The organism is Glycomyces dulcitolivorans, assembly GCF_003265355.1.
Classification (GTDB): domain Bacteria; phylum Actinomycetota; class Actinomycetes; order Mycobacteriales; family Micromonosporaceae; genus Glycomyces; species Glycomyces dulcitolivorans.
This window is the reverse complement of record NZ_QFRW01000071.1, coordinates 1-18,376: the sequence shown is the minus strand read 5'-3', so window position 1 is coordinate 18,376 and position 18,376 is coordinate 1. Positions and strand designations below refer to the sequence as shown.

Genomic DNA, 18,376 nt, shown 5'->3' with positions numbered 1-18,376 from the left:
GCCACAAGGCTTTATACGAGGCCACGGAGTGCAGCAGCCAGTACACGGGGTTGAGGAGCGCCCACGGCACGAGCCCGTAGTTGCGCCGCTTGAACGCCCCGGCCATCGCGATGTACACCGACACCCCGTTCCCCAGCACGAGGTTCGTGATGCCCACGACCATCACCCAGGGCGGCAGCTCCGGAAACCACCCCAGCGGCTGCCCGAACGCGTACGCGGCGGTGACGAGGATCAGCGGCGGCATCGCCAGGAACGTCAGCGGCGTCCCCCCGATGAGCAGCCCGAACCCCATTCGACGTGCCGCCCAACGGGATCGGCATCCGCAGCGCGTACAGGCCCGGCAGCATGTAGTCGAACCAGAACGAGTATTCGAGCGTGAACATGCGCGTCAGCGCGTTGTCCCGCGTGTTCCAGTAGTTCAGCGCCGCCTGGAGGCACACGACCCGCCTACCGCTGCGCCGGAACGCGTACACGGCCTTCTTCAGCTGGTCAGGGTCCGGCCGGTCCTCGGCGTCGTAGATGACGAGGAACTCGCCGCGCGCCGCCGTCAGGCCGACGTTGCACGCCTTGGGCTTCGTCTTCGGCTGCGAGTCCGGCAGCACGATCGCGCGGAAGTACCCGGGCGGGTCGGCGGCGGCGAGCGCCGCCGGGGTCTCCTCGTCGTCCGCTTCGAGCAGTACCAGGACCTGGAGGCGCTCCTTCGGGTAGTCGAGCGCGTCGAGATTGCCGACCAGGTCGGCGATCACGTTCGCCTCCCGGTACACCGGCACGAGCACCGTGTAAACCGGCAGGTCCGCGTCGCTCATGGTCGCGAGCTGCGCGGCGGTGATCCGCCCGGTCCGCTCGAACCGCGACCCGGTGTAGCAGACCGCGAACTTGAAGAAGATCCCGACCGCGTACCCGACGCTCACCGCCACGACCCCGACGTACAGGCTCCCATGCGGCCACACCGCGACACAGAACACCAAGAGCGCCAACGCGACCACCGCACCCACGGCCTGGCCGCGCGACAGCACGCGCCGGGCCGAGAGCGACGGGTCCAGCCCGGCGGGCAGCACCGGGTCGGACGGCGGGACCCGCGCACCGGTCTCGGCCTCGTCCATCCGCACCCCCTTCAGGACCGGAACGTAGCACCGGACGCGGCCGTGAAGGCGTTTCGGCACGCCAGGACGATGTGCCGAGCAGCTAAGTGGACTCCGGTCAGCCGGTGAACGGGAGCCGCGTGGCGGCCGGGTCCTGCCGCTGCGCGGACTCGATCAGCTCGGTGATCTCCTTCGCGCCGACCGGGACCGAGATCCGCTCGTCCATCCAGGCGAGGAAGCCCGCCAGGTCGAGGGCCGGGATCTCGCCGCCGAGGTAGGGGGTGACGTAGACCGGGGTGTGCGGCTCGCTGCGCCAGCTGTCGGCGAGGGCGCCGACGTCGACCGCGTCGAAGCCGAGGACGTCGAGCAGGTCCGCGGCCTCGGCCTTCGCCGCGTCGCTGTCGCCGGCGATCGGGAGCGCCGAGCGGTCCTCGGCCCCGGCCCGGCGCCGCAGGTCCAGGATCGGCCGCGGCGTGATGTTGTTGAACGCCTTGACGACCCGAGCGCCCGGCAGGTGCCGTTGCAGCAGCCCGCTGCACGTCAGCGCGCGGTCGTCGAGCTCGGGCAGGCGGCCGTCGCGCTGCGGGTAGTAGTTCGCGGTGTCGAGCACGGTCTTGCCCGCGAGGGCTTCGACCGGGAGCTTGTCGAAGGCGGCCAGCGGGACCGACACGAGGACCACGTCCGCGGTGAGCGCCGCCTCCGCCGCGGTCGCCGCGCGGGCGAGCGGGCCGAGTTCGGCGACCAGGCCGGCGAGGGTCTCCGGGCCCCGCGAGTTGCTGAGGACCACGTCGAGCCCCGCGTCGACGGCGGTCCGCGCGACCGCCGCCCCGATGTTGCCGCTGCCGATGATGCCGAGCGTCCGAGTCATGGGATCTCCGTCCAGTGCCTGCGGCGGCCCCTTGGCCGCCGCGCACCAGTGTGCGGATGTTCGAGCGGCGCAGCAAGACTCGTGTCCTGCGTACTCATGGTTTGAATAGTTTTCGGGACCCGCCACGTAGAGTTGCCGCATGGACATCCGCACCGAGCTGAGCGAGTTCCTCAAGTCGCGGCGGGCCCGCCTGCGCCCCGAGGACGTCGGGCTGAGCGACTACGGCGGCGTGCGCCGCGTCGCCGGCCTGCGCCGCGAGGAGCTGGCGCAGGCGGCGGGCGTGAGCATCGCGCACTACACGCGGCTGGAGCAGGGGCACGGCGAGAGCGTCTCCGACCAGGTCCTGCACGCCATCAGCACGGCGCTGCGCCTCGACCCCGACGAGCAGAAGTACCTGCGCCAGATCGCGCGCCGCCCCAACGCGTGCGAGTTCCGGCAGGTCACGCCCGACTCGCACCGGGGCGCGCGGTACCTGCTCGACTCGCTGGAGGCCGCGCCCGCGTTCATGCTCGGCCGCCACACGCAGATCGTCGGCTGGAACGCCCTCGCGGTCGCCGTGTTCGGCGACTTCCCGGCACTGCCGGAGGAGCGGCGCACCCTCACGCACCTGCTGTTCACCGATCCCTTTGTGCGGGAGCTGTACCGGGACGGCTGGGAGCGCACCGCCCGCGAGCACGTCGCGCACCTGCGCACCCTCCTCGGGCGGTTCCGCGGGGACACCGCGGTCGCCGGGCACATCGAGCGGATGCGGGCCGAGAGCGCCGACTTCGCGCGGCTGTGGGAGGAGTACCTGGTCGGGCGCGTCATCGGCCGCGAGATCACCCTGCACCACCCGGTCGCCGGGGCGCTGCGCCTCTACGGGGAGCGGATCATGCTGCCCGACGAGCCGGCGTGCTGCTCCGTGGACGTCTACGCGACCGAACCGGGCTCCGCGACCGCGCGGGCGCTGCTGGAACTCGGCCGCGAGACCGCGGCCCGCTGAGGTGGGCAACGAGCAAGGGCCGGCCGGTGCTCCGAGGAGCATCGGCCGGCCCTTTTGCCGCCGTCTAGAAGTCGGCCGGGGCCAGGATCGGGCTGCCGACCTTCCCCATGAGGTCGTTGGCTGGGTGGCCCCGCTCGCCGCTGAGGAAGAACCCGAAGATGGCGCGGCGCCACTCGTCGGGCGAGATGCGGTTGTCGTGGTCGGCGTCGAGGTACTCGAAGAGGCGGTGGCTCTCGACGTAGTCGACGCCGTTCCAGTTGCGCATGAGCTGCACGAACTCGCCGGAGCTGATGAGGCCGTCGCCGTCCTCGTCGCTGATCGCGAAGTAGGCGTCGGCGACGGACGCGAGCTTGGAGGCCGCGGCGATCCGGTCGGCGAGCATGTGGCGGGCCAGGGCGGCGCGCAGTTCCTTGCGGCTCACGCGGGTCTCGTCGTCCTCGGCGGCCGGGGCGATGAAGTCGGTCCACAGCCGGTGGGTGGCCTCGCGCAGTTCGAGGCCCATGGGGCTCTCGACGGGGACGCCGCGGGCGCCCAGGACGCGGTCGGCGGCCTCGCGCAGGTTCTCCTCGGTGATGTAGTCGTTGCCTTCGGTGTCGAGGGTGTCGAACCAGCGGTCGAACTTGTCGCGGCGGACCTTGCCGACGGCCGCGCCCCGGCGGACCCCGGCGGCGACGAGAACCGCCGCCCCGGCGGCGACCGCGGTGGCGGCGGCCCCGACTGCCAGTGCTTTCGTGCTTCGCTGCATGGATTGCACCTTCCCGTTTCAGTTCCCTGTTCCAGGTCGGATCGTTCCACGGCGGGCGGGTCGGTGGACTGAAACCGCCGATCCGGGGACGATTCCTCGGTGGCGGTGGCCCCGAACGGTCGTACCCGCCTGGCATCGTTGTAAGCGGGGGTGGCCGAATTCCGACACACCCGACCTCGCGATCCAGCCCGCCTCCCGGAGCCTCACTCCCAGGGCCGCTGCTCCAGCAGGGCCCGGACGGTCTCGACGTACTGGAGGTTCGTGTACCCGCCGCCCGCGTCGAGCGCCTCCTCGACCGTGCCGAACCCGGCCTGGTACGCCGAGATGACGGTGTTGAGCAGGCACAGCTCCTGGTGGTCGGGGACCGACTCGTCGCGGGAGCAGTCGTCGGCGAGCGAGTAGTCGCCGGGGTCGGCGCCGCCGAACTCGTTGACCGCGAAGTACTTCGCGAGCCACTGGACCTGGGCGCTGCCGAGCATCGCGTTGTCGCCGTAGTCGTCGCGGTCGAGGTCGGCCTCGAACCGCTGGTTCACGAACTTCTCGGTCGCGGGCTGGATCTGCATGAGCCCGGTGCCGCCGTCGCACGCGACGATGTCGGTCTGCCAGCCGCTCTCCATCCACGCGATCGCCTTGAGCAGGTCCGCGGAGAAGTCGACGCTCGAATTCGTCCAGAACTGGGTGCCGGCCGCGTCCTCAAGGGCCGCTTCGACTTCGGAGGCCGGGGCGGGGCCGCCTTCGAGGTACGTGGTGCACGGCGGGTGCTCCGAGGGCGGCACGGTCGGCAGCGCGGGCTCGGTGGTCTCCGGCGCGCTCGACGGCTCGACGGTCGGGGCGGCCGTTGTCGGTTCCGCTGAGGGGCTGGGGGATTCGGTGGTCGGTTCGGACGAGGTCGTGACTGCGGCGGGCGAGCCGGAGCCGTCGGGGGAGGACGTCGGGATGAACAGGAACACCGCCACCGCGATCGCGGCGAAGAGCAGCACGAACACCACGAGCCAGGTGCCCGCCCCGTTGTCGGGGTCGGGCGCGAGGGCGGGCCCGGGGTCGGGATCAGGTTGCGGCCCGGCGTCGCCGGGCTCGGTGGAGGGGTCCATGAGGGGGTCCTATGTGCATGCGCGACTACTCATCGCAGTGTATCGACTACATGCCACGGGCGGGGTCCTCCGCGGGCGCCGCCCCCCGGGGTCGGGCGTGTCCGATCCCGGCGGCCCCCGCTTGCAACGATGCCACGCGGGTGCGACGGAACGCGGGCGCGGATGACGCCGAAATCATATTTGAACGTGTTCAAGTATCGGGGTATCGTTGGTGTACAAGGAGGGACCCCATGAAGATCGTCATCCCCGGAGGCACCGGCAACCTCGGAACCGTCCTCGAACGCGGCCTCCTGGCAGCCGGCCACCGCCTCACCGTCCTCACCCGGACCCCGACCGCCCCGCACCACCTCCCCTGGGACGGAAGGACGCTCGGCCCCTGGGCCGAGGCCGTCGACGGCGCCGACGCGGTCGTCAACCTCGCCGGGCGCGCCGTCCACGTCAGAGAGAACGCGAGCTACCGGGCGGAGGTCATGGACTCCCGGGTCGACTCGACCCGCGTGGTCGGCGAGGCGATCGCCGCCGCCGCGAACCCGCCCGCGGTGTGGCTCCAGGCGTCCACCGCGACCATCTACGCCCACACCTTCGACCGCGCCAACGACGAGGCCACCGGCGTCATCGGCGGCACCGAACCCGGCGTCCCCGCGCACTGGTCCTACAGCATCGACATCGCACGGGCCTGGGAGCGCGCGCTCGACGAGGCCGACACCCCGCACACCCGCAAGGTCGCGCTGCGCACGGCGATCGTCATGAACGCCGACCGCGGCTCGGCCTTCGACGCGTTCTCGCGCATGGTCAGGCTCGGCATCGGCGGGACCGTCGCCGGTGGGAAGCAGTTCGTGTCGTGGATCCACGAGGAGGACTTCACACGCGCCGTCGCCTTCCTCATCGGCCGCGACGACATCGCCGGGCCGGTGAACGTCGCCGCGCCGCATCCGCTGCGCCAGCGGGACTTCATGCGGATCCTGCGCCGCGCCAAAGGCGTCGGCGTCGGCCTGCCAGCGACCCGGTGGATGGCCGAACTCGGCGCGCTCGTGCTGCGCAGCGACACCGAGCTGCTGCTCAAGAGCCGCCGCGTCGTCCCCGCCCGCCTCGAAGCCGCCGGATTCGAGTTCCGTTACCCCGCATGGGAGGCCGCGGCAGCCGACCTCGCGGGACGCCGGACCGCACCGGAGCGGGCGCTCGCGGCCTAAGCGCGCGAGCGCACGTAGCGGTCCTCGACGAACCCGGCGGCCGCCATCAGCGCCGCCACACCCGCCGCCGACCAGCACACCGCGCTGAACGAGACCTGGTGCGCCAGCACCGAACCGAGCCCCGCGCCGACGAGGTAGACGGCCCACACGCCGGCCTGGAGGCGGGCCGAGCGCAGGTCGTCGCGGTCGCCGGAGAGGTTGACCGACAGGGCGATGAGCGTCCCGGTCAGAACGGTAGTCGTGACCCCCGACAATCCGATCCGCGCCGCGTGGATGCTCTGCACGCCCATCGCGAACGCCGCCAGCCCGATCGCGAGCTCCGTGCTCCCCGCGAGCCCGGCCAGCGCCAGCAGCGCGACCTCGGCGACCAGCAGGACCGGGACGCCGAAGCTGGTGAGGACGTGCCGGCGGGTCGCCAGGGACGCGGCCACCGCGCCGACCGCGAACCCGGCGAGCGAGTACAGCGGGCCGACCGCGGACAGGCCGTCGCTGCGCCCGGTCAGCTCCCCCGACAGGGCCACCGCCAGGAGCACGGCGTTCCCGGTCTGGTTGGCGACGAACTGCTGCCCGAGGCCGAGGAACCCGGCCCCGTCGACCGCCCCGGCGAGCGCGGTGAGCACGAGTGCGGTCCACGCGTGGGCGCCGGTGCGGTCGGTCGGGGCGGGCATCAGTGCTCGGTGCTCCTTCGGCGGGCGAGGGTCAGGGCCACGACCGCGGCGCCGACCGCGGTCAGCGCGGCCGCGCCGGCCAGCAGCGGCCGCAGGGAGGTGCCGGTGGCGGCCAGCGAGTCCGTCCAGTCGGTGCCGCCTTGAGACGGGCCGCCTGAGCCGCCGGTCGTGCCGGTGTCGTCGGACGGGACGTCGGTGGACCCCTGGATGGTATTGCTGTTGTCGTCGGGGCTCTTCGAAGCGGGCGTGGTCTGGACGAAATCCTCACAGGCGATCTCGGCGGCGAACGGGAAGTGGTGGATCTCGCCGCCGTTGGCGCCGGTGTCGCCGTGGCTGGCGTTCTTGGCGATGATCTGGCCCTCGACGTTCGAGGGGCTGAGGTCGGTGTAGTCGGCGTCGGGCGCGAGGATGCTGCCTTCGACGGAGTCGCCGCCGGTGAGGGTCAGGCGGGTGGTGTCGCCGAAGTTCCACAGGATGTAGGGCGCGCCGTTCCCGCCGCCGGCGCCGGGCTGGTTCCTGACGTACCAGTGCATCTCCCCGCCGGTGCCCGAGGTGTCCACATTGATCAGGAGCGGGGCGGTCTCGGTCGGCTGGACCGGGAACACCAGCTCCGACATGTCGTTCAGGTCCTCGCCGGTGACGTGGAGGATGTTGGTGACGCCGTCCTGGATGCCGCTGATGGTGATCCGCTGGCCCGCGGCGACCTCGCCCTTCGGGATCACCTGGAGGCGCTCGTCGACCATCTGGACCGAGTGCGCCCGGCAGCCGGTGAGCTTCCTGGCGTTGGCGCGCAGTTCGGTGAACGCCGCGTCGAAGTCGATCGGCGACGCCGGGCCCACCGAGGCGAGCGGCTGCTGCGTGTTCAGCTCGATGCGCGGCGTGCTGTCGTACCCGGCCCCGGAGGCCACCAGGTGCGTGTTCACGCTCGCGTTGTTGCTGTCGGTGTTGCGGACGGTGGCGCCGGTCAGGTCGCCGACCTTGACGTAGTCGTGCACCTGGACGACCGAGGTCGCCGGGTCCTGGCCGAAGTCGAGGCGCCCGCCCACGACGAGTGCGCTCGGCCGGGAGTCGCCGGCGACCGTGAACGTCGAGGCGTCGTGGATGTTCACGTTGTAGGAGCCCTTGACGACCAGGTTCCCGCCGGTCGCCACCCCGCCTTCCGACTCGGTCGAGACGAGCGCGGTCTCGTCCTCCACGAACGAGTTGAACCCGAGCGCGGGCGCCAGCGGGTCGTACGTGACCGTCGCGGCCTGCGCCGCCGGTCCCGTCCCGGCCGCGTTGAACGCGATCGCGGTCGCCGCGAGGGCCGCGGCCGCGGTGGCCGCGCCGGTCAGCCAGAGCCGCCCGGCCCGGCGCGCGCTCGAAGTGGTCGTCTGCAATTCGTCCCCCTGGGGTGCTCGGATGTTCACTGGGTCGGGGGAACCGCCGACGAGCGTAACCGCAGCGGAGGGCCCAATCGGTGAACGAAACGCGACCAGGCGGGCGCGGCCGTCGTCACTGCGCGAGCATCTTGAGGACGACCGGGCGCGAGACGGTCCCGGCGACCTGCTTGGCGAGGGCGTTCGCGCTGGCGCCGCCGGTGTTGGCGCGCCGCAGGGCCGCGGCGAGGGCGTCCTTCGCGGCGTCGGCCTCGGCCTGGGCCCGGCGCAGGCGCTCGGCGGCGGCTTCGACGGGGTCCGCGGACTCCGGTCGGTCAAGACTTTGACCGAGTCCTTCGGCGACGGCCCGCGCCGCGCCCTCGGCGAAGGTGGACAGGAACGCCCGGATCGCGTCGTGGTCCTCGGCGCGGTCGCCCAGGAGCAGGGCGCGCAACTGCGGGGCGAGGTTGACCCAGTTGGGGATCGCGCAGACCGCGAAGGTGATGAGACCGGCCAGGAACGGGTCGTCGGTGCCGAAGCGGGCCTTCGCGCTCTCCAGCCGCAGCCGGTAGTGCTCGCGCCGCCACCCGTCCACGTCGGCCGCCTCCGAGCCGCGGTTCAGGCCCTCCCAGGTGAGCAGGCGCAGCAGCTGCGGGCGCTCGCGCTGGAAGTCGTAGAAGCCGGCGATGAACGCGCCGACGTCGCCCGAGTGCCACAGCGGGTCGATCACCTCGGAGAACTCCCGCATCGTGTCGACCAGGACCGCGTCGAACAGCTTGTCCTTCGACCCGAAGATCCCGTAGATGCGCTCCTTGTTGCACCCGGCGGCCTCGGCGATGCGGTCGACCCGGGCGCCGGCCGGGCCGTGGTCGGCGAACTCCTCGCGGGCGGCCCGCAGCAGCGAGGCCCGGGTGGCGCCGGAGCGCTTCGCCTTCTCGATCGGCATGAGTCCGAGATTACCAGACAATAAACCAACTATTAGGTTGACATTGGTGTCGCGGCAGGACTAGATTCGCCGCCATGACCGCACCCACCGCAGACGCACCGGCCCCAGGGGCCACCACCGCACCGCCCGGACGAGACGGGACCGGCGCCACCCCGGCGCGCACCGCCGTCCCGGTCTTCGCCTTCGCCGCGCTGCTCGCCACCGGCCAGATGTACACGCCCATACCGATGTTCACCCAGATGGAGGCGTCCTGGGACGTCGGGCTCGGGGCCATGACGTGGATCGTCAGCGCCTTCGCGTTCGGGTACGCCGCCGGGTTCGTCACCTTCGGACCCATGGCCGACCGGTTCGGGCACCGGCGCGTCCTGGTCACCGGACTCATCGCCGCCGGAGTGGTCACACTATTGACCGGTCTGGCGCCGACGTTCGCGACCGCGGTCCCCCTGCGGGTCCTCCAGGGCCTCGCCGTCGGTTCCATCCCGCCGGCCATGACCGCCTACGTCACCTTGAGGATCGCCCCGGCCCGGCGCGCGCTCGCCGTCACCTCGATCGTCACCGCGTTCCTCACCTCCACCGTCATCGGCCAGCTCGCCGCCCAGGCCGCCGTCCGCACCGCCGACTGGCGGTGGGTCTTCATCGGCTCGGCCGTCCTCTTCGGCGCCGCCGCACTGGCCGCGTACCGGATCATGGCCCCCGACGAGCGCCGGGAGGGCGCCAGCCTCGCCCGCAGCTACGCGGCGATCCCGCGGGTCCTGCGCATCGGACGGCTCGCCCCGATGTTCGCCGCCGCCGCACTCGCCATGGGCGCCATGGTCGCCGCGTACACCGGGATCGAACTGACCGGCATCGTCACCGGCGACGCCGAGCTCCTCGCCCTGCGCGCCAGCGCCCTCCCGGTGATGCTCGCCCTCCCGTTCCTCGCGATCCCGCTCGCGCGCCTCGGCCGGACCGCGCACGTCCCGCTCGGCACCGCCGTCGCGGGGCTCGCGATGGCCGCGGCCGCGTTCGCCGGCGGCAGCGTCGTCGTCCTCGCGATCCTGCTGGGCGTGCTCATCTTCGGCATCGGGATCGTCGGCCCGGCCGTGAACCAGACCGCCGCCGAGGCCGGCGGCGAGCACCGGGCCGCCGCCGCCTCCACCGCCATGTTCAGCTTCTACGTCGGCGCCACGGCCGGGCCGCTCGTCGCGAGCGCGGTCGCGCCGCACGGGTTCGCGGCCCTCGCCTGGACGCTTGCGGCGATGCTGCTCACTGCCGCAGGATTGGCCTTGTGGGGCAAGAGAAAAGCCTCACGCGACCTAGGAGGAACCCCTGATGGAGCATCCCGGAGAACGCTATGAGCGAGGACTGAAGGCACTCCAGTTCGTGTCCGGCCAGGCCGAACCGGCGGTCGTCGACGCCGAGACCGCCCCCGACCTGGCCCGGTACGTCGTCGAGTTCGGCTACGGCGAGGTCTACTCCAGCCCCGGCCTCGAACCCCGCGACCGCCAGCTCGTCACGCTCGGCGCCCTCGCGGCCCTCGGCAACGCCGCCCCGCAGCTGCGCTTCCACATCAACGGCGCCCTCAACGCGGGCTGCACCCGCGCCGAGGTCGTCGAAGCCCTCACCCAGATCGCCGTCTACGCGGGCTTCCCCGCCGCGATCAACGCGATCACCGCCGCCAAGGACGTCTTCGCGGCCCGCGACGCCGACGAATGAACACCGAAGGGGCGGAACGCATCGCGTACCGCCCCTTCCTCGGCGTCTACAGGTACTGGCCGACCTGCTGCTGGGGGACCTGCGGCTCGGTGCGGTTCGGGTCGGTGCCGGCGCGGCGGGCGTACAGTTCGGCGAGCGTCATCGGCTCGCGGACCTTCTCGCCGCCGAGCCAGTCGCTCGATTCGAGCGGCGACAGCTCGCCGACCTCGATCTGCGCGAGGCAGCGGCCGGGGCGGACCACGGCCGGGTGGAGGCGGTCGAGGCGCTCGTTCGTGGTGATCGCGACCATGATCTCGCGGCCCTGGCCGAGCAGGCCGTCCGTCAGGTTCAGCAGGCGCGCGAGCGACTGCCCCGACGCCTCCTTCGCCTCGCCGCGGATGAGCTCGTCGCAGTCCTCCAGGACCATCAGCCGCCAGTGCTCGCGGCGCGGCTCACCGGGGGTCAGGTCCGCATCCAGCGCGAGGTCCATCTCCGACCCGATGATGACCTCCATCAGGTACGACGGGTCCGCGAAGAACGCCTCCGGGTCCAGGACCGTGTCGACCTGGCACCACGGCCCCCACTCGCGGGCGAGCGCCCGCAGGGCCGTGGTCTTGCCGGTCCCGGGCGGGCCGTGGAAGAGCACGAGGCGGCCGGTCACGTCCGAGGACTGCGTCGCCATGAGCTTGCCCAGCGCCGAACCGGCGCTGGAGGAGTAGTTGCGCTCGATCTCGGGCCAGCGCGGGGCGCTGATCGACCGGGTGGAGCGGAACGGGCCGCGCGCCGACCGGTACCAGAAGCCCATGTCGACCTTGTCCTCGCCGGCCTCCTCGACCGAACCGGTCCGGTCGGTGACGTACGCGGCGATCTCCTCGGCGCGCTCGCGCGTCTCGGCGGTCACCACCGCCTGGCCGGAGCCGTCGCGCCACCGCTGGGTCCGCAGCGTCCAGCCGTCGCCGGTCACGAGCTGGAGGAACGAGGTCCCCGAAATCGACCGGACGAGTGAACCGCCCGCGGGGATGAGGTCGACGTCGTCCGCGACCATGTCGAGCGCCCGGACCACCGCGTGCGGCTGCGCGCCGGACACGTAGGCGTCGAGCGCCATGAGGTTCAGCACGTTCGACGGGTCGTCCGAGCCGTCCAACGTGAAGTGCATGTTGCCCAGCACTCCGCCGCCTCCCTGGAGCAGGTTCATGATCTCACCGCGTCTTTCGATGATTCCCATCGCGATCCACCATAGAAAATACGGCCCCGCCCCCGCAGTTGCGACTGCTGGACTTCGCGGACGGCGCACCGTGATCGTGCCTTATGACCCCGACACCGCGGGACGGCGCCCGCAGGTCGCCGGGGGAGTCGCCGGAGATATCCCACCCCACCCGGTGGGGCGTGAGCTGGAACAATCAGCCATGCTGGGTGACGTGACCGCATCGACCGAGACCAGCAAAAACACCGCCGACACCATACCTGGCGGCGGTCACGGCCCCCGAAGCGGGCTGCGCGCCCCGCAGCCCGGCAGAGGACCGCGCGCCCTCGCCGTCGCGGCCGCGGCGATCGCCGGACTCCTCGCCGCGGTCATCGCCCTCGACCTCGGCGGCGCCGTCGACATCGAGGCCCTCCCCGGCCTGAGCGCCGCCGACCCCGCCGTCACCTGGGCCGCCGGCCTCCTCAAATACGCGTACGACCTCGCGATGCTCGCCGCCGTCGGCTGCACCATCGCCGCCGCGTGCTTCCTCCCCGGCCGCGAAGGCGACCGCGCCCGCCTCGCCGCCCAGCCGTGGCGGTGGCTGCGCGTCGGCGCCGCCGCCTCCGGCCTGTGGGCGCTCACCGCCGCCGTCAGCCTCCCGGTGGACTTCGCGAACACGTTCGCGCGGCCCCTCTCCGAAGTCACCCTCCCGGGCCTGTGGTCCTACATCGCCCAGTACGAGCAGGGCCGCGCCCTCGGCCTCACCGTGCTCCTCGCCGGCGCCGCCGCGCTCTGCGCCGCCCGCGCGTTCACCATCCCCGGCGCGGCCTGCGCCGCCGCGCTCGCGCTCGCCGCCTCCGTCCCGCCCGTGTTCACCGGGCACTCCGCCTCCAACGGCAACCACCAGATCGCCGTCGACGGGCTCCTCATCCACATCGTCGCCGCCGCGTTCTGGGCCGGTGGCCTGTTCGCACTGTTCATCGCCCGCAAGGACCCCGCGCTCGCGGCCCGCCGCTACTCGTACGCCGCGGCCTTCGCCTACCCCGCGATCGCCGCCTCCGGCCTCATCGTGTTCGTCGCGAACGTCGCCTTCACCGACCTGTGGGAGTCCGCGTACGGGCGCATCGCCCTCGCGAAGCTCGCCGTCCTCGCCGTCGGCGGCGTCTTCGGCTGGGCCCACCGCCGCCGCACCCTCCCCGCCGTCCAGGCCGGGGACCGGCGCGCGTTCCACCAGCTCGCCGCCGTCGAACTCGGACTCATGGCGATCGCGTTCGGCCTCGCCTCCTCCCTCTCGGTCACCCCGCCCCCGGCCGAGGAGCTCCCCGACCCGAACACGGCCCTCCTCGGCTTCACCACGCCCGAGCCGGTCTCCTTGGCGCGCATCCTCACCGACTGGTACCCGTCGGTCCTGTTCTGCGCGCTCGCGCTCGCCATGACCGGGTTCTACATCGCCGGAGTCGTGCGGCTGCGCCGCCGCGGCGACGCCTGGCCCTGGTACCGCACCGTCCTGTGGTGCGGCGGCTGGGCCGTCATCGTCCTCACGACCTCGACCGGCCTCGGCAAGTACGGGATGGTCCTGTTCAGCGCACACATGGTGCAGCACATGGCGCTCAACATGCTCGCCCCGATCCTGCTGGTCCTCGCCGCGCCCGTCACCCTCGCGCTCCGCGCCCTCAAACCCGACCGGGCCGGCGGCCCGCGCGAATGGCTCCTCGCCGCGATCCACAGCCGCTGGTCCCGCTTCATCTCACGGCCGCTCATCGCCCTCCTCGTCTACCTGACGAGCCTGTACCTCATGTACTTCACCGGGATGTTCGAGTGGGCCATGCGCTCCCACTTCGGGCACCTGTTCATGACCGCGCACTTCCTCGCCGCCGGCAGCCTCTTCTTCTGGGTCGTCATCGGCCCCGACCCGAAGCCGCGGCCCCTCTCCTACCCCGCCAAGGTCCTCCTCTACTTCATCTCGATCGTCTTCCACGCGATCTTCGGCGTGACCCTCATGATGGGGACCAGCCTCATCGCCGAGGGCTGGTACACCCAGCTCGCGATCCCCTGGGTCGCCGACCTCCTCGCCGACCAGCGCGCCGGCGGCGGCATCGCCTGGGGCTTCGGCGAGATCCCCAGCCTCATCATCATCGTCGTCCTCATCGGCCAGTGGGCCCGCTCCGAGGAGCGGGAGGGACGGCGCCTCGACCGGATGGCCGAGCGCGCCACCGCCAGCGGCCGCCCGGAGGACGACCCCCACGAGGTGTACAACGCCTACCTTGCCAGCCTCGACCAGGAACGGCATTAGCCGAAAGTCGGAAATCCGAACCCACCAAAGTAAGGAATTCCAGGCCCGACATCCGGTCGAACGACAGATGCGGCCGCGCCCGCGCGACCGTACGGTTGCCGCATGAGCGAACCGAGCCACGACATCGAGACCGCCTCCTTCGAGACCGCCGCCGTCCACGCCGCCGAACCCCGGCCCGCCCACGGCGGATCGGTCGTCCACCCGATCTACCAGGGCACCGTCTTCGAGACCGTCCCCGGCGAGACCTATGACCAGATCCAGTACATCCGCCTGAACACCAACCCGTCCCAGGAGTACCTGCACCGCAAGCTCGCCGCCCTCGAAGGCGCCGAGGCCGCGCTCGCCACCGCCTCCGGCATGGCCGCGATCTCCACGACCCTGCTCGCCACCCTCGCCGCGGGCGACCACGTCATCGCCGCCGGCGCGTTCTACGGCGGCACCCACCACTTCCTCACCGAGCAGGCCCCGCGCCTGGGCTGGAAGATCGACTTCGTCGGCCCCGACGACCGCGACGCCTGGACCGAGGCCCTGCGGCCCGAGACGAAGGCGTTCATCGTCGAGACCATCAGCAACCCGCTCGTCCGCGTCGCCGACCTCGCCGGCATCGCGGCCTTCAGTCGCGAGCACGGCCTCACCAGCATCATCGACAACACCTTCGCCACCCCCGTCGTCTTCCGGCCCCACGCCGTCGGATTCGACCTGGTCTGCCACTCGGCGACGAAGGCCCTCAACGGCCACTCCGACCTCGTCGCCGGCGTCGTCACCGGATCGGAGGCGGCCGTCGCGAAGGTCCGCCACGTCCTCAACCTCTACGGCGGCAGCCTCGACCCGCACGCCGGATTCCTCCTCGCCCGCGGCCTCAAGACCCTCGCGCTGCGGGTCCGCCAGCAGGGCGCGACCTCGCTCGCGCTCGCCCGGTTCCTGGAGGGCCACAAGGGCATCGCGCAGGTCAACCACCCGGGCCTCGAATCGCACCCCGACCACGCACGGGCCGCGGCCCTGTTCGACGGGTACGGATCGGTGTTCTCCTTCCGCCCCGCAGGCGGCGTCGAGGCGGCCGAGTCCCTCCTCAAGGGACTGAGCATCCCGTACGTCGCACCGAGCCTCGGCGGGGTCGAGTCCCTGGTGACGCGCCCGGCCGCGACGAGCCACGCCGGCATGAGCCCCGAGGAGCGCGCCGCCGAGGGCATCCACGACGACCTCGTTCGCTTCTCCACCGGCATCGAGGCCGCCGACGACCTCATCGCCGACTTCGCACGCGCCCTGGGCGAATGACCGCAGCCCACGAGTGGAGCAGCGCGAACACGAGCAGGAGGGAGGACGCGCAGCAGAAAGCGGAGGCAGAAGCAGGAGCAGAAGAACAGTAGGGAGGTGAGCGCGCCCGAGAGGGGCTACTGGCATCGGTCGCGGATCTGTCCTAGGGTGGGCCCAATGCGCCGTACGCCCGCGAAGGGGGCCGTGCCATGGGACCGTCCGACCGGATGCTGCTCATCGAGCTGACCGAGCGGCTCAAGGAACTCAGCGAGGCCGTCGCGGGCCTGCGCGAGGCCCAGGACGGGCTCGGGCGGCGCCTCGACGCCATCGAGGCGGACGCGAAAGCGGACCGCAAGGCCGCCAAGCAGACCGCGAGAACCGCCTATGCGCAGGTCGAGGACCTCCTGGCGCTGTACCGCCTGACCGGCCCCGGCGGGCCGCTGCCGCGGATGCGCGGCTGGGCCGCCGGACCCGAGCTCACGCGGTACCTCGCCGAAGCGGTCGCCGCGCGCGGCGGCGCCCGTGTCCTCGAATGCGGCTCCGGGACGACCACCGTGGTCCTCGCGCTCGTCGCCCGCTCGATCGGCTCGGGCCAGGTCACCGCCCTGGAGCACGACCCGGACTACGCGGCGCAGACCCGCGCCGAACTCGAAGCGCGCGGCCTCGCCGGCTGGGGACGCGTGGTCGACGCGCCCTTGACCGACGTCGACCTCGGCGGCGAGACCTGGCGCTGGTACGACCCGGAACTCGTGCCCCGCAACGAGATCGACGTGCTCCTCGTCGACGGCCCGCCCGGCGCGACCGGCCCGCAGGCCCGCTACCCGGCGTTGCCGCTGCTGGCCGAGCGCCTCGCGAAGGACGCCCTGGTCGTCCTCGACGACGCCGACCGCCCCGACGAGCGCGCCATCGCCGCGCGCTGGCACGACGCCCACCCCGACTTCACCGCCGAGCACCTCGGCCACGAGCGCGGCACGCTCATCCTGCGCCGCAGCGTGTCCTAGCCGGCCGCCCGCGCCGTATTGAAAGCTGAAGGCCGTATGACCATCCCTAGCCCCCACCCACCCAAAAGGGGACCGCAGTCTGGCGGCGATCATTGCCGACGGGTCCGACAAGAACCGGGCCCAGCGGGCCCGGCCGGAGCGGAATGCACCCGATCGGAGGAGGTCAGGCGAGCATCCTTCGGCTCCGCGCGGGAACCTCGTCGGTCGAGTCGATCGAGCCCCGGGATTCAGCTTCGCTTGCTCCAGTGGGGCATCGGGAGCGGGACGAACCTGATGCGCGTGCCCGGGCGCGCCTGCGCGGCCGCCGCCTGGGCCTCGGGGCCGACGACGCCGATGACCGGGTAGCCGCCGGTCGTGGGGTGGTCGGCGCCGAACAGGATCGGCTGGCCGTTCGGCGGCACCTGGAGCCCGCCGGCCGCGATGCCCTCGCTCGGCAGCTCCGCGGCCGGGTCCGTGCGCTTCAGCGACGGGCCCTCAAGGCGCAGCCCGATCCGGTTGGAGTGCTCCGAGACCGTCCACACGCCGCGGGTCAGCTCCGCCACCGCCTCGGGCCGGAACCATTCGAGCCGCGGCCCCAGGTGGAGCTTCATGACGATGTCCTCGCCGATGCCCGCCCACGGCGCCGGCCACTGCGTCGGCAGCGGCGGGTGGGCCGGGCTCGGGCCCAGCGGGATCGTGTCGCCGTCCTTGAGCGGGGCCGGGCCGAGGCCCGACAGCAGGCACGTCGAGTGCGAGCCCAGGCTCGACTTCGGGTGCAGCCCACCGGAGAACGCCAGGTAGGACCGCACGCCGACCTCGGCGGGCCCGGCGTCGAGCACGGACCCGGCCTGGAGCTTCACCGGCTGCCCCCACGACTCGGGCCGCCCGTCGACGGTGACGGCGCACGGCGCGCCGCCGACGACCACGGTCACGTTGCGGTGCGCCCTGACCGTGGCGCCGTTCAGGGTCGTCTCCAAAGCGCACGCCCCGGTCGGGTTGCCCGCCAGCTGGTTCGCGAGCCTCCATGAGGGACGGTCCGCCGCGCCCGAGGGCGGCACCGCGAGGTGCCCCCAGCCGGGCCTGCCCGCGTCCTGGCAGGTCGTGAGGACGCCCGCCCGCAGGATCTCGATGTGGCTCATACCCGCACCGCCGCGAACCGCACCCGGGTGCCGGGGATCAGGAGCGCCGCGGGTTCGCGGTGCTCGTTCCACAGCCGCCCCGGGTTCGTCATCGTCGCGATGAGCTGCCAGCCGCCGGGGCTGGTGCGCGGGTACACGCCCGTGTAGGGCCCGGCGATCGCGAGGGACCCGGCCGGGACCTTCGTGCGCGGGCTCTCGCGGCGCGGCACGTGGTAGCGCTCGGGCAGCCCCTCCAGGTACGCGAACCCGGGGGAGAAGCCGCAGAACGCCGCCTCGTACTCGATCCCCGAGTGGATGTCGGCCACGTCGTCGGTGCTCACACCCCACAGGGCCGCAACGGCTTCGAGGTCGGGCCCGTCGTAGCAGACCGGGATCTCGACGGCCTCCCCCACGGCCTCGGGCTCCTCGGTGAGCGGCCAGCCCGGCAGCTCGGCGGCGAGGAGCTCGGGCTCGTCGACGCCGTCGACGAGGACCGTGGTCGCCCCCGGGACGAGGTCCTCGGCCTCCAGCAGGCCCGACATGCGCCGGTTCTGGAGCGACCGGTAGCAGGCGCGGGCCGCGGCCGTCGTGCCGCAGTCGATCAGGATGCCCCTCGGCCCGGCCGGGAGGGGCCTGAGCCGGGGGGCGGCGGTCGTTCTTCCGGTGCTCACGAGAAAGCCTCCACGTCGATGCCTCGTTCGTCCAATGCGGCCCGGATGGACGCGGCGACCGCGACCGCGTCGGGACCGTCGCCGTGCACGCAGATCGATTCGGCCGCAACGGGAGTACGGCTGCCGTCGACCGCCGTGACCTCGCCGTGCAGCGCCAGGTCGACCGCCTGCGCGACCGCGTCCGCGTGCGCCAGCAGCGCCCCCGGCGCGCCCCGCGGCACCAGGCGCCCGTCCCCCAGGTAGCCGCGGTCGGCGAACGCCTCGCCCGCGACC

General features: G+C 72.6%; 18 protein-coding genes. 7 read left to right on the top strand and 11 right to left on the bottom strand.

Going from position 1 to position 18,376, the window contains the following annotated elements; all coding sequences use genetic code 11:
- Positions 1 to 11 precede the first annotated feature (11 nt).
- On the bottom strand, positions 12 to 1,103 hold the full coding sequence (locus DI269_RS05795) for a glycosyltransferase (protein ID WP_112134168.1): 1,092 nt from the start codon (positions 1,101 to 1,103) through the stop codon (positions 12 to 14).
- A 97-nt stretch (positions 1,104 to 1,200) separates the two neighbouring features.
- Positions 1,201 to 1,950, bottom strand: a complete 750-nt coding sequence (locus DI269_RS05790; RefSeq protein ID WP_112134167.1) for an NADPH-dependent F420 reductase — start codon at positions 1,948 to 1,950, stop codon at positions 1,201 to 1,203.
- A 139-nt stretch (positions 1,951 to 2,089) separates the two neighbouring features.
- Here DI269_RS05790 and DI269_RS05785 point away from each other — a divergent pair, with 139 nt between their 5' ends.
- Positions 2,090 to 2,932, top strand: a complete 843-nt coding sequence (locus tag DI269_RS05785) for a helix-turn-helix domain-containing protein (protein WP_112134166.1) — start codon at positions 2,090 to 2,092, stop codon at positions 2,930 to 2,932.
- A 64-nt stretch (positions 2,933 to 2,996) separates the two neighbouring features.
- Here the strand turns inward: DI269_RS05785 and DI269_RS05780 are convergent, their stop codons facing one another.
- Together DI269_RS05780 and DI269_RS05775 are read right to left on the bottom strand one after the other, a co-directional pair.
- Positions 2,997 to 3,677: an EF-hand domain-containing protein gene (locus DI269_RS05780; RefSeq protein ID WP_112134165.1), complete on the bottom strand. Its 681-nt coding sequence runs from the start codon at positions 3,675 to 3,677 to the stop codon at positions 2,997 to 2,999.
- A gap of 203 nt (positions 3,678 to 3,880) precedes the next feature.
- Positions 3,881 to 4,768: a transglycosylase SLT domain-containing protein gene (locus tag DI269_RS05775; RefSeq protein ID WP_112134164.1), complete on the bottom strand. Its 888-nt coding sequence runs from the start codon at positions 4,766 to 4,768 to the stop codon at positions 3,881 to 3,883.
- A gap of 230 nt (positions 4,769 to 4,998) precedes the next feature.
- Between DI269_RS05775 and DI269_RS05770 the strand changes: the two genes are divergently transcribed.
- Positions 4,999 to 5,958, top strand: coding sequence for an epimerase (locus DI269_RS05770; protein WP_112134163.1), 960 nt, complete (start codon positions 4,999 to 5,001; stop codon positions 5,956 to 5,958).
- Here DI269_RS05770 and DI269_RS05765 read toward each other — a convergent pair.
- From DI269_RS05765 to DI269_RS28570, 3 genes are all read right to left on the bottom strand, one after another.
- The gene (locus DI269_RS05765) at positions 5,955 to 6,626 is read right to left on the bottom strand and encodes a DUF1275 family protein (RefSeq protein ID WP_112134162.1); all 672 of its coding nucleotides are present in this window, start codon (positions 6,624 to 6,626) and stop codon (positions 5,955 to 5,957) included. The two genes, DI269_RS05770 and DI269_RS05765, sit on opposite strands and share 4 nt — an antisense overlap.
- Positions 6,626 to 8,005, bottom strand: a complete 1,380-nt coding sequence (locus DI269_RS05760) for a collagen-binding domain-containing protein (protein ID WP_157974781.1) — start codon at positions 8,003 to 8,005, stop codon at positions 6,626 to 6,628. The genes DI269_RS05765 and DI269_RS05760 overlap by 1 nt, the downstream gene beginning before the upstream one ends.
- A 115-nt stretch (positions 8,006 to 8,120) precedes the next feature.
- Positions 8,121 to 8,930, bottom strand: a complete 810-nt coding sequence (locus DI269_RS28570; RefSeq protein ID WP_112134160.1) for a TetR/AcrR family transcriptional regulator — start codon at positions 8,928 to 8,930, stop codon at positions 8,121 to 8,123.
- A 74-nt stretch (positions 8,931 to 9,004) separates the two neighbouring features.
- Here DI269_RS28570 and DI269_RS05750 point away from each other — a divergent pair, with 74 nt between their 5' ends.
- Both DI269_RS05750 and DI269_RS05745 read left to right on the top strand, forming a co-directional pair.
- Positions 9,005 to 10,267 carry an MFS transporter gene (locus DI269_RS05750; RefSeq protein WP_112134159.1) on the top strand — a complete coding sequence of 421 codons (1,263 nt, stop codon included), beginning with the start codon at positions 9,005 to 9,007 and terminating at the stop codon, positions 10,265 to 10,267.
- Entirely contained in the window at positions 10,242 to 10,625 is a 384-nt protein-coding gene (locus DI269_RS05745) for a carboxymuconolactone decarboxylase family protein (protein ID WP_112134158.1), read from the top strand. Before DI269_RS05750 ends, DI269_RS05745 begins: the two co-directional genes overlap by 26 nt.
- Before the next feature lie 46 nt (positions 10,626 to 10,671).
- Here DI269_RS05745 and DI269_RS05740 read toward each other — a convergent pair whose 3' ends face one another.
- Positions 10,672 to 11,799 carry a DUF5925 domain-containing protein gene (locus DI269_RS05740; RefSeq protein ID WP_408612271.1) on the bottom strand — a complete coding sequence of 376 codons (1,128 nt, stop codon included), beginning with the start codon at positions 11,797 to 11,799 and terminating at the stop codon, positions 10,672 to 10,674.
- A gap of 223 nt (positions 11,800 to 12,022) precedes the next feature.
- Between DI269_RS05740 and DI269_RS05735 the strand changes: the two genes are divergently transcribed.
- The 3 genes from DI269_RS05735 to DI269_RS05725 all read left to right on the top strand — a co-directional run bounded on the left by DI269_RS05735 (position 12,023) and on the right by DI269_RS05725 (position 16,335).
- A complete protein-coding gene (locus DI269_RS05735; RefSeq protein ID WP_198667187.1) occupies positions 12,023 to 14,080 on the top strand; it encodes a cytochrome c oxidase assembly protein in 2,058 nt (685 codons plus the stop codon).
- A 102-nt stretch (positions 14,081 to 14,182) separates the two neighbouring features.
- The gene (locus DI269_RS05730; protein WP_112134155.1) at positions 14,183 to 15,355 is read left to right on the top strand and encodes a trans-sulfuration enzyme family protein; all 1,173 of its coding nucleotides are present in this window, start codon (positions 14,183 to 14,185) and stop codon (positions 15,353 to 15,355) included.
- A gap of 188 nt (positions 15,356 to 15,543) precedes the next feature.
- Positions 15,544 to 16,335: a class I SAM-dependent methyltransferase gene (locus DI269_RS05725; RefSeq protein ID WP_112134154.1), complete on the top strand. Its 792-nt coding sequence runs from the start codon at positions 15,544 to 15,546 to the stop codon at positions 16,333 to 16,335.
- A gap of 227 nt (positions 16,336 to 16,562) precedes the next feature.
- Here DI269_RS05725 and DI269_RS05720 read toward each other — a convergent pair whose 3' ends face one another.
- From DI269_RS05720 to DI269_RS05710, 3 genes are all read right to left on the bottom strand, one after another.
- The gene (locus tag DI269_RS05720) at positions 16,563 to 17,453 is read right to left on the bottom strand and encodes a 5-oxoprolinase subunit C family protein (protein ID WP_112134153.1); all 891 of its coding nucleotides are present in this window, start codon (positions 17,451 to 17,453) and stop codon (positions 16,563 to 16,565) included.
- Positions 17,450 to 18,103, bottom strand: coding sequence for a 5-oxoprolinase subunit B family protein (locus DI269_RS05715; RefSeq protein WP_112134152.1), 654 nt, complete (start codon positions 18,101 to 18,103; stop codon positions 17,450 to 17,452). Before DI269_RS05715 ends, DI269_RS05720 begins: the two co-directional genes overlap by 4 nt.
- Positions 18,100 to 18,376, bottom strand: a 277-nt coding sequence (locus DI269_RS05710) for a LamB/YcsF family protein (protein ID WP_198667186.1), incomplete at its 5' end; no start/stop codon positions are given. The genes DI269_RS05715 and DI269_RS05710, both read right to left, overlap by 4 nt.